Origin of the sequence: Corallococcus sp. NCSPR001 (assembly GCF_017309135.1) — a bacterium.
In the GTDB taxonomy this organism is placed as follows: Bacteria; Myxococcota; Myxococcia; order Myxococcales; family Myxococcaceae; genus Corallococcus.
In genome coordinates, this window is sequence record NZ_JAFIMS010000002.1 from 5,557,360 (window position 1) to 5,566,424 (window position 9,065).

Consider the following 9,065-nt stretch of genomic DNA (forward strand, 5'->3'; position numbering starts at 1 on the left):
GCTGGATTCTTCGCGTTGGCCTGTGCGCGAGGATGGCCGACCCACGGCGCACGAGCGGCGCTATGGTCCCTCTCATGCTCGTGAAAGGCGGAAGCATGCGTATGCAGTGGAAGGCGGCCCTGGTCCTGATGCTCGGTGCTCCGGGCATTGCCCTGGCCCAGGCCCCGACGAAGAGCTCCAAGCCGGCCGCCGCGCCCCAGGCCGCCGCGAAGGCCGCCCCCGCCCAGGCGCCCGTGGAGCTCCAGACGGATGATCAGAAGACCATCTATTCGCTCGGCGTCTCGCTGGGCCAGAGCGTGACGGCGCTCGCGCTCACCCCCGAGGAGCTGGCCCTGCTCCAGCGCGGCATCCAGGACGCGGTTGCCGGCACTCCGCCCGCCGTGGATCCGAAGGAGTACGGGCCGAAGATCCAGACGCTGGCCAAGTCGCGCATGGCGCAGGTCAACGTCACCACGTTGGATCGCGCGTCCAAGGAGCCCGGGGCCACGCGGCTGCCCTCCGGCGTCATCTTCCGCGAACTCAAGGCCGGCACCGGCAAGTCGCCCCGCGCCATCGACACCGTGAAGGTGCACTACCAGGGCACGCTGGTGGACGGCTCGGAGTTCGACAGCTCCTACAAGCGCGGCATGACGGTGGAGTTCCCGCTCAACGGCGTCATCCCCTGCTGGACCCAGGGCGTGCAGAAGATGAAGGTCGGCGGCAAGGCGAAGCTCACCTGCCCCGCGAGCACCGCGTACGGAGAGCGCCCGCCCACGGGCTCGCGCATCCCGCCCAACGCCGTGCTCACCTTCGAGGTGGAGCTGGTGGACATCCCCGGCAACACCGCCGCCACGCCCTAGCCTCCTTGCGACGGGGACCCGCGCGCGGCGGGTCCCCGCGAAGGCTTCACTGCACGGGCACCTTCACGGACCGGCCGCCAAAGGGCGGGTTGGCCATGATGGCCTGGGCCAGGCGGTCCGCGAAGGCACGTCCCTCCTTCTGGAAGGACGCTGTCTCCTCCGCGTTCAGGCGCACGCGCACCTCGAACTGGACGAAGCCGCCCACCACGACCTCGATGGACAGCCCCCCGTCCCGGCCGCGCAGCACGCGGTACAGGAGCGGGCTCTGGAGGAGCACCTCCTCGTCGCTCACGGGATCTCCGCCACCTGCGTGTCCGCCACCGGCGCGTTGATGACCATCACCTCCGGCGCGCCGCCGGACGTGTAGCCACCGAACTTGAAGCAGTCGGTGTCCTCCGGCGTCTGGCACTTCCACACGCCGGGGTCCGCGTCCACCGGCAGGCGCGTGCAGACCTTCTGCGCGCCCAGGTCCAGCGTCATCATCCGCAGCGGGCCCTCGAAGTTCTTCGCCGGCAGGCCCAGCGCCTGGCCCAGCACCGCCGGGTCGTGCGTGCCGTCCGCCGTCTTCGACTTCTCCACCGCGCCGTGGATGGCCGCCGACGGCGCCGCGAACAGGTAGCAGGCCGTGTCGTTGCAGCGGCCGAAGTTCTTCGCGCCCGTCTGCACCACGAACTTCTGGTACGCGCTGTCCGTCATCAGCCACGACACCTTGCGGTCCGGGAAGTTCTTGGCGATGTGCTGATCAATCCCGTAGGGGCTGGCCATCGTGTCCGCCTCCTTGGAGATGGCCTTCTGCGTGTCGTCGCAGTAGTCCACCAGCGACGCGGTCGCGGGGGTCGGCTCGGTCGTGTCCGGGGTCTTCGTGCCGCCCTTCGTCGTGGCACAGCCCACCATCGTCGACAGGGAACCCAGCACCAGCGCACGAGAGATGAAATTCAAGGTCAATCCTCCAGAAGAGTTAAATGGGGAATGCCCGAACTATCACAGCGCGGCTTCGGTGGCGCGCAACAAAGCGTCCGCGCTGACGGGGGCGCCGGTGGCGTGGCGCATCCATTCGTCCGGGGTGACGGAGCCGAAGGTGGCCATGCGCTCGAACTCCGCGCCCAGCGGGCCGTGCTGCTTCAGGTGCTCCTCAATCTGGAAGGCGATGAGGTGCCCGAGCGGGTAGTCCGGCAGGTACAGCGGGTAGCTGATCATGTGGCTGTAGATGCCCAGCACCGGGCTGTCCTTCCGCCCCAGCACCGGCGCGTAGTAGCGGTTCCACACGTCGCGGGACAGGCCGGCCACCGCGTCGCGCAACTGGGCGGGCGTGGCGTCCGGGTGTTCGTACATCCAGTGCCACGTGGCCATGTCCACCAGCGCCACGCCGGCGATCTCCCACGCCTGCCAGAAGTCGTTGAGCACCCGCTCGCGCTCGCTGGCCGCGTCCGGCTGGCCCAGACCCAAAAGCTCCAGGTCGCGCGCCTGGAAGACGAACGCCAGCGCCTCCGTGAAGGCGTTGTTGGGGACGCCGGACAGCAGCGTGTGGTCCACCTGGTACAGGCTGAAGACCTGCTCCACGTTGTGCCCCAGCTCGTGCACCGCGATGTTGTAGCCCTTGTAGTCCATGCCCCCCTTCTCCACGCGCGTGCGCAGGCGGGGGAAGTCGCCCCGGCGCAGCGCCTGCTGGGCATGGCCCGCGCCCCGGGAGGCGTCCACGCGGATGTATGAGGCGAGCACGTCCGCCTTCTCCCGCGTGAAGCCCAGCCCCTGGAGGATGCGCGGGATGTCGCGCGCGAAGGCGTCTGCCGTGGGGTAGCGCTTGCGCGTCAGCGCGTCCAGCTGCGCCTCCGGCACCTTCGAGCCCGGACGGAAGCCGGGGTACCACAGGTCCTGTGGCTCCAGCGGGCGGCCCAGGCGCGTCTCAATGAGCTTCGCCACGCGCGGCACCAGCGGGGATTCCAGGAGCTGGGTGAGCAGCGCGCGCACGCGCTCCTCCGGCAGGCCCCGGTCCAGCTCGAACGCACGGGCGATGCGCGTGGGGGCCACCGGCGAATGCGGGTCCACCTTCCGCGATGCATTGAACGTGGCGAGCAGCCGCGCGTAGCGCGTGTCCGGCTCCGGCGCGGTGTCCGCCTTCACGGCGCGCTGGGGCGCGTTCGCCTCCACCGTCTCCGGCGGCGCCACCGTGACCTTGTTGGTGAACGGATCCCAGTCCACGCGCGGGTTGTCGATGACGGCGGCGGGAATCGTCTGCGTGACGATGCGCTCCATCACCTGGACGATGGTCCGCTGCTTCGCCAGGCCGAGCGGGTCCGTGTAGTCGGCCTTCAGCTCATCGCGCAGGTTCCAGTGGCTGATGAGGCGCAGCCCCTGGGGGAAGAGCCGCTGGCCCTTCGCGTCCACCAGGTGGTGCATCCAGACGTTGTACTCGGCGATGTAGAGGTTCGCGTCCGCGATGGCCTGCGACACCTTCTGCTCCACCGCCGCGGGCACGCGCCGGTTGAAGCGCGACGCGAGCTTCGCCTCCGCCCACTGGCGCCGCGTCCACGACGGGCCCTCCTTCACGCGCTCGGCCAGCGTGGTGAGCGGGAAGTTGAGCAGCACGACGAAGCCCGGCTTCGCGTTGAACAGGTCCGACGTGACGTTGGCGGACGGATCATACGCCGCGAGCAGCGGCTCCACCGGCAACAGCGGCCCCAGGTCCAGGTCCGTGAACCACTGGAGCTCCCGGCCCAGCTCGTTCATGTGGCCGTCGAACTGTTCGAACAACCCTTCGAAGCGCGTGAACGTCGCGTCCAACTGGGGGCCCGTGGGCAGGAACTGCTCGCGCGCGAAGGCGGCCAGGTCCCCGTCCTCCGGGCGCCAGAGCACGGCCACCTGGTCCACGCCTCGCTCGATGCGGGCGCGCTGCGCCTCGCCGTGCTGCTTCACCAGCTCCTGCTTGAGCGCGGCCAGCGAGGCCTTCGACACGGGGGCGGACGGCGCGGCCATGACGGCGCTGTCCGGGGGCGTGGCGGGGGGGGTGGGCGACGTCGTGGCGCACCCGAGGGCGGCCACCAGGGGGAGGAAGCGCGGACGGAAAGCGGGCATGCGGGCTCCGGAAAATACAGAAGGCCCGACCCGGTGAGAGTCGGACCTTCTTGGGTGAATCAGGAAACGGTCAGGCTCAGGCGGCGCGAACGTTCTGCGCCTGCAGGCCCTTGGGGCCCTTGGTGACTTCGAACTCCACCTTCTGGCCCTCGGCCAGGGTGCGGAAGCCGTCCATGTTGATGGCGGTGTGGTGGCAGAACACGTCCTCGCCGCCGCCATCCTGCGTGATGAAGCCGAAGCCCTTCGCGTCGTTGAACCACTTCACGGTACCAGTCGCCATTTGCTGTTCTTCTTTCATCGCGGACAGGAAGAGTCGCCGTCCGGTCCTACAGAGTTCAACCCTACAAGACGGGCGCCAGCCTAAGCGCCCGTCCCGGGGGAAGTCCACTCCCTGCTCACGTCACCAGCCGCACTTCTGGCCCTTGTTCTGCTCCTGGAGCCAGCGGCGCAGCGGGGCGAAGTACTCCAGCATCGGCGTGGCATCCATCTGGCGCGTGCCCGTCATCGCCGCCAGCGCGTCCGGCCACGGCTTGCTCGCGCCCATCTCCAGCATGGCCTGCAGGCGCGCGCCCGCGGCCTTGTTGCCGTAGATGGAGCACTCGTTGAGGGGGCCCTTGATGCCGGCCGCCTCGCACAGCGCCTTGTGGAACTGGAACTGGAGGATCCGCGCGAGGAAATAGCGCGTGTACGGCACGTTGGCGGGCACGTGGTACTTGGCGCCCGCGTCGAAGTCCTGCTCCGTGCGCGCCACCGGCGCGGCGATGCCCTGGTACTTCGTGCGCATCGCCCACCAGCTCTTGTTGTAGTCCGCCGGCTTCACCTTCCCGCTGAACACGTCCCAGCGCCACTGGTCCACCAGCAGGCCGAAGGGCAGGAAGGCCACCTTCTCCAGCGCGTCCTTCAGCTGGAGGTTGATGACGTTCTTGTCGTTCTTCTCCACCGCGTTGAGCAGCCCCGCCTGCTGGAGGTAGGCCGGGGTGATGGAGAGCGTGAGCGCGTCGCCAATGGCCTCGTGGAAGCCGTCGTTGGCGCCGGCCTGAAAGAGGACGGGGAGCTTGTAGTAGTACGTGTAGTAGTAGTCGTGGCCCAGCTCGTGGTGGATGGTGACCAGGTCCTCCTCGGTGGGCTTGATGCACATCTTGATGCGCAGGTCGTTGTCGTACGTCACGTCCCAGGCAGACGCGTGGCAGACGACGTCGCGGTCCTTCGGCTTGGTGAACTGCGAGCGCTCCCAGAAGGTCTGCGGCAGCGGCTTGAGGCCCAGCGAGGTGAAGAACTTCTCACCCAGCTTCACCATCTTCTGCGCGTCGTAGCCCTGCTTCACCAGCGCGCTGTCCACGTCCAGGCTGGCCTGGCCGGGGAACGGCTCCACCAGCGGGTAGATGTTGTTCCACTCCTGCGCCCACATGTTGCCCAGCAGGTGCGCGGGGATGGGCTTGCCGGCGGGCACGGCGGCCTCGCCGTACTGCTTCGCGAGCCGGCCGCGCACGTAGCAGTGCAGCTCGTCGTACATGGGCTTGACCTGGCCCCAGAGCCGCTGCGCCTCCTGCTCGAACTCCGCGGGGGTCATGTCGTAGGACGACCGCCACAGCGTGCCCAGGTCGTTGAAGCCGATGTCCTTCGCGCCCGAGTTGGAGAGGTTCACCAGCTGCGTGTAGAGCGGGCGCATGGGTCGGCTGATGGCGTGCCAGCCGGTCCACGCGTCCAGGAGCGCGTTCGCGTCGCGGCTCTCCGCCATGACGTCGGACAGCTCCTCCAGGTCGCGGCACTTCCCCTTGCCGTCCTTGCCGCAGTACTTGCCCTTGCCGTAGAGGCCCTCCAGCTTCGCGGCGGTGGCGGCCAGCTCCGCGCGCTGCTTGGGGTCCGCCGGGGCGGGCAGCGTCTGGGACACGCGCAGGAGGTGCAGCATGCGCGCGGTGTCCGCGTCCAGCTTCAGCCCGTCGAAGCGGCGCGCGTCCTTGATGGCATTGTTGACGTAGGCCATCACCTCTTCGTTCACGGACGCGGCGTTCCGCTCCGTGTCGTCGGTGATGTACGTGCTCTTGATCCACTCGGCGGTGGCCTGGCGGGTCCAGAGCTGCTTCAGGTCCGCGTTGAGCTTCTCGGCGAACTGCTTCGCCTCCGCGGGCGTGGCCTTCGCGGCCGGAGCGGGCGTCGTCTTCGTCTGCGCGCTGGCCGCGGGCGCCGCGAGCGACAGGGCGGCCAGGGCCGCGCGAATGAGGGACTGGGGAGTGCGGGTCATGGGCGCGGACACTATGGGAAGTGCCCTGCCCTCGCACCCGCGAAGTCACGGCGCCCGCGCGCCCTGTCCCTTGTGTGGACGTTGCGACATCGCCTCCCGACGCAGTGCGAAAACCGCGCGGTCCTTCTCCTTCGCCTCCAGCATGAAGTCCGCGGGCCCGTCGAGCGCGGCCACCATGGCGCGGAAGTCCACCGGGTCGACGAGGTCCGAGTGCGCGCCGGGCCGCCCGCCCGCCTTCTGTGACGCCAGGTGGAATTTGGGCCGCAGGTCCAGCGCGCGCCAGGTGGTGGACGCTTCGCGCACCAGCTCCTTCACCGACATGGGTGGATCCGACGGCAGCACCGCGTTGTGCAGGTTGTCCCCCACCATGGGGACGCCGTGCTCGCGGGCCAGCGGCAGCACCTCGCGAGCGGTCCAGACCTTGTCATCGTGCTCGATGGTGAGCCGCTGACGCAGGTCCTCCGGCATCGAGTCCAGCATCCGGTGCGCGGCGTCCAGCGCCTCCGGGCGGCTGGGGGCGGCGCCGCCCACGTGGATGACGACGCGGCACTCGGGCCCCGCCTCCAACAGGTCCAACACGCGCGCGCTGTAGCGCAGCTCCGCGATGGCGGCGTCGCGTACGCGCTCGTGGCGCGAGGACAGCGACGCGCCGGCCGGAGACGGATGCAGCGACAGCCGCTGGTGGGACTGGCGCGCGATGCGGGCCAGCGTGGCGAAGGTCCCCGCGAAGGTCTTCCACCAGGGCAGCGTGTTCACCGGGTGTGAGCCGAACGGGATGAGCGACGACCCGATGCGGAACACGTGGATGGCGTGCTCCGCGTTGAAGCGCAGCAGTTGCTCCAGCTCCTCCAGGTTCTGCGCGGCGAGCGCCTCCAGTCTCTGCGGCGTCGCCGTGGCGAGGCGGCAGGTGTGACCGGCGCTTACGCCGAGCGTCAGGGATTGGGCCACGTAGCCCAGGCGGTAGCTCGAAGGGCCTTCCATGCCAGCAAAGGTCACCACGCTCGGGCCGTGCGACCGCAGCGGTGGGGCCGTCCGGAGGGCAACCAGCCTCGACGGGCGCGCCCTGCCGTGCTGCTACAGGCAGTGACAGCTTTCCTTCATGCTTCTAGGACACACGAAGGATGCGCACTGGCCCGCGCCAGAGGCGGCGATGGACCAGGCGCGCGAGTTCCTGGAAGCGTGCCGGGACAAGCACGTGCTCGTCGTGCCGCACACGGACGTGGACGGGCTCACCTCTGGAGTGCTGATGCTCCGCGCACTCCAGTCGCTGGGCGCCCGGCCGACGGCGCGCCTGCCGGGCAAGGGAGAGGACGTCCACCACCCGGGCTTCCTGGAGCGCCTGGGAGCCTCCTCCACGGAGGCACTGGTGGTGCTGGACATGGGCAGCCGCGCGGAGCCGCTGCTGCCCGGCGTGCCCACGCTGGTGGTGGACCACCACGCGTCGGAGGCGTTCCCGCCCGACGCGCGGGTGCTCACCGCCTACGGCCATGCGCCCGTGGCGAACACGAGCCTGCTCACGTACGTGCTCACGTCCTCGTTCATCGTGCCGGGCCCACTGGAGTGGCTGGCGGTGCTGGGGACGGTGGCGGACCTGGGCGCGGACGCGCCGATGCCGTTCCTCAAGGACGCGCTGCGGCGGGCGAAGCGCTCGTCCATCACGGAGGCGGTGGCGCTGCTCAACGCGGCCCGCCGCTCCAGCCGGTTCGCGGCGCCGCTGGCGATGCAGGTGCTGCTGCGCGCGGGCAACGCGACGGACATCGCGGAGGGGCGCGTGCCCGGCGTGGACGCGCTGCGCGACTGCCGCCTGGAGGTACAGCGCGAGGTGGCCCGGTGCGCGAAGACGCCGCCGCGCTTCGCGGGCAACCTGGCGCTCCTGTTGTTCAGCTCCGAGGCGCAGGTGCACTCGCTGGTAGCCATGCGCTGGATACAGCGGCTGCCGGACCACATCGTCGTCGCCGCCAACACGGGCTACCTGCCCGGCCGCGTGAACTTCGTGCTGCGAAGCCGCGAGCCCGTGGACCTGCTCGCCCTGCTGCGGGGCCTGGACCTGCCGCCGATGGGAGGCTCGTTCGCGCATGGCCATTCGCGAGCCACGGGCGGCAGCCTGCCTCCCGCGGACTTCCTGCGCATGATGGACGCCCTGGGCTTCCGGGGGCTGAGCGACCGGGACGTGGAGCGGCGCGGCGTGGCGCCGGGCTGAGGCGCCCAGGGCCGTTGCGATATGACGGAGGGGATGACTCGCGCCCTCCCCGCCCTCCTCTTCTCGCTGTGTCTCGCCTGCGGTTCGACGAACGATGATCCGCCCAACCCCGGTGGCGAGGCCTGCGAGCGGTACTCGTTCCCGCTTTCGGACACGTCGCCGGCCAATCACGTGAGCTCGTGCGGCAGCACCGCGTGCGGCAACGGTGAGAACCCGCCCAACTCCGGCCTGCATTGCTCCACGTGGCTGTCGTGCCGCAACTACACCGAGGAGCAGCCGCGCTGTTCGTGGATCCACAACCTGGAGCACGGCCACGCGGTGTTCCTCTACAACTGTCCGGAGGGCTGCCCCGACGAGGTCGCGAAGCTGGAGGCCGCGATGGCGAAGGCCGCGGTAGGCAGCAACGGCGTGCGCCGCGCGCTCGTCACGCCGGACTCGCAGTTGCCCAAGCGCTTCGCGGCGCTGCTGTGGCGCCGCACCTACCTGATGGACTCCGTGGATCCGGACGCGCTCACGTGTCTGCTCGCGCTGCAGGATGTAGACGCCAATGAACCAGGACTGACCTGCCCTCCATGAAATGTCAGCAATAACGGAACAAATTGCATACACGAACACCGCGCCAAATTTTTGCGTGCGCTGCCTCAGGGTCTCTTAATCCGAGACACGCGCCGCCCCTGTTTGACCCGCCTGCGCTTCCCCGGGCGGTCCTGAG

The 9,065-nt window shown here is 69.6% G+C and carries 9 protein-coding genes; 3 read left to right on the forward strand and 6 right to left on the reverse strand.

All coding sequences use genetic code 11. The features are described 5' to 3' along the window. Nucleotides 1-95: 95 nt before the first annotated feature. Nucleotides 96-839, forward strand: coding sequence for an FKBP-type peptidyl-prolyl cis-trans isomerase (locus JYJ93_RS24360; RefSeq protein ID WP_206795105.1), 744 nt, complete (start codon nucleotides 96-98; stop codon nucleotides 837-839). A gap of 46 nt (nucleotides 840-885) precedes the next feature. Here JYJ93_RS24360 and JYJ93_RS24365 read toward each other — a convergent pair whose 3' ends face one another. The 6 genes from JYJ93_RS24365 to uvsE form a co-directional block, all read right to left on the reverse strand. Then, complete coding sequence (locus tag JYJ93_RS24365) at nucleotides 886-1,131, reverse strand: hypothetical protein (protein ID WP_206795107.1); 246 nt, start codon at nucleotides 1,129-1,131, stop codon at nucleotides 886-888. After that, the gene (locus tag JYJ93_RS24370) at nucleotides 1,128-1,778 is read right to left on the reverse strand and encodes a hypothetical protein (RefSeq protein WP_206795109.1); all 651 of its coding nucleotides are present in this window, start codon (nucleotides 1,776-1,778) and stop codon (nucleotides 1,128-1,130) included. The genes JYJ93_RS24365 and JYJ93_RS24370 overlap by 4 nt, the downstream gene beginning before the upstream one ends. Before the next feature lie 42 nt (nucleotides 1,779-1,820). Beyond that, nucleotides 1,821-3,911 (reverse strand): hypothetical protein, encoded by a 2,091-nt coding sequence (locus tag JYJ93_RS24375; RefSeq protein WP_206795110.1) that lies wholly within the window; start codon nucleotides 3,909-3,911, stop codon nucleotides 1,821-1,823. 76 nt (nucleotides 3,912-3,987) lie between these two features. Beyond that, nucleotides 3,988-4,191, reverse strand: coding sequence for a cold-shock protein (locus JYJ93_RS24380; RefSeq protein WP_014397260.1), 204 nt, complete (start codon nucleotides 4,189-4,191; stop codon nucleotides 3,988-3,990). Nucleotides 4,192-4,311: 120 nt separating this feature from the next. Then, nucleotides 4,312-6,153: a M2 family metallopeptidase gene (locus JYJ93_RS24385; RefSeq protein ID WP_206795112.1), complete on the reverse strand. Its 1,842-nt coding sequence runs from the start codon at nucleotides 6,151-6,153 to the stop codon at nucleotides 4,312-4,314. Nucleotides 6,154-6,198: 45 nt separating this feature from the next. Beyond that, a complete protein-coding gene (uvsE, locus tag JYJ93_RS24390; RefSeq protein WP_242543916.1) occupies nucleotides 6,199-7,134 on the reverse strand; it encodes a UV DNA damage repair endonuclease UvsE in 936 nt (311 codons plus the stop codon). 118 nt (nucleotides 7,135-7,252) lie between these two features. On the opposite strand from uvsE, the gene JYJ93_RS24395 reads away from it, so the two are divergent. Both JYJ93_RS24395 and JYJ93_RS24400 read left to right on the forward strand, forming a co-directional pair. Then, nucleotides 7,253-8,353, forward strand: a complete 1,101-nt coding sequence (locus tag JYJ93_RS24395) for a DHH family phosphoesterase (protein WP_206795116.1) — start codon at nucleotides 7,253-7,255, stop codon at nucleotides 8,351-8,353. A gap of 33 nt (nucleotides 8,354-8,386) precedes the next feature. Beyond that, nucleotides 8,387-8,929 carry a DUF3105 domain-containing protein gene (locus JYJ93_RS24400; protein ID WP_242543917.1) on the forward strand — a complete coding sequence of 181 codons (543 nt, stop codon included), beginning with the start codon at nucleotides 8,387-8,389 and terminating at the stop codon, nucleotides 8,927-8,929. Nucleotides 8,930-9,065 lie beyond the last annotated feature (136 nt).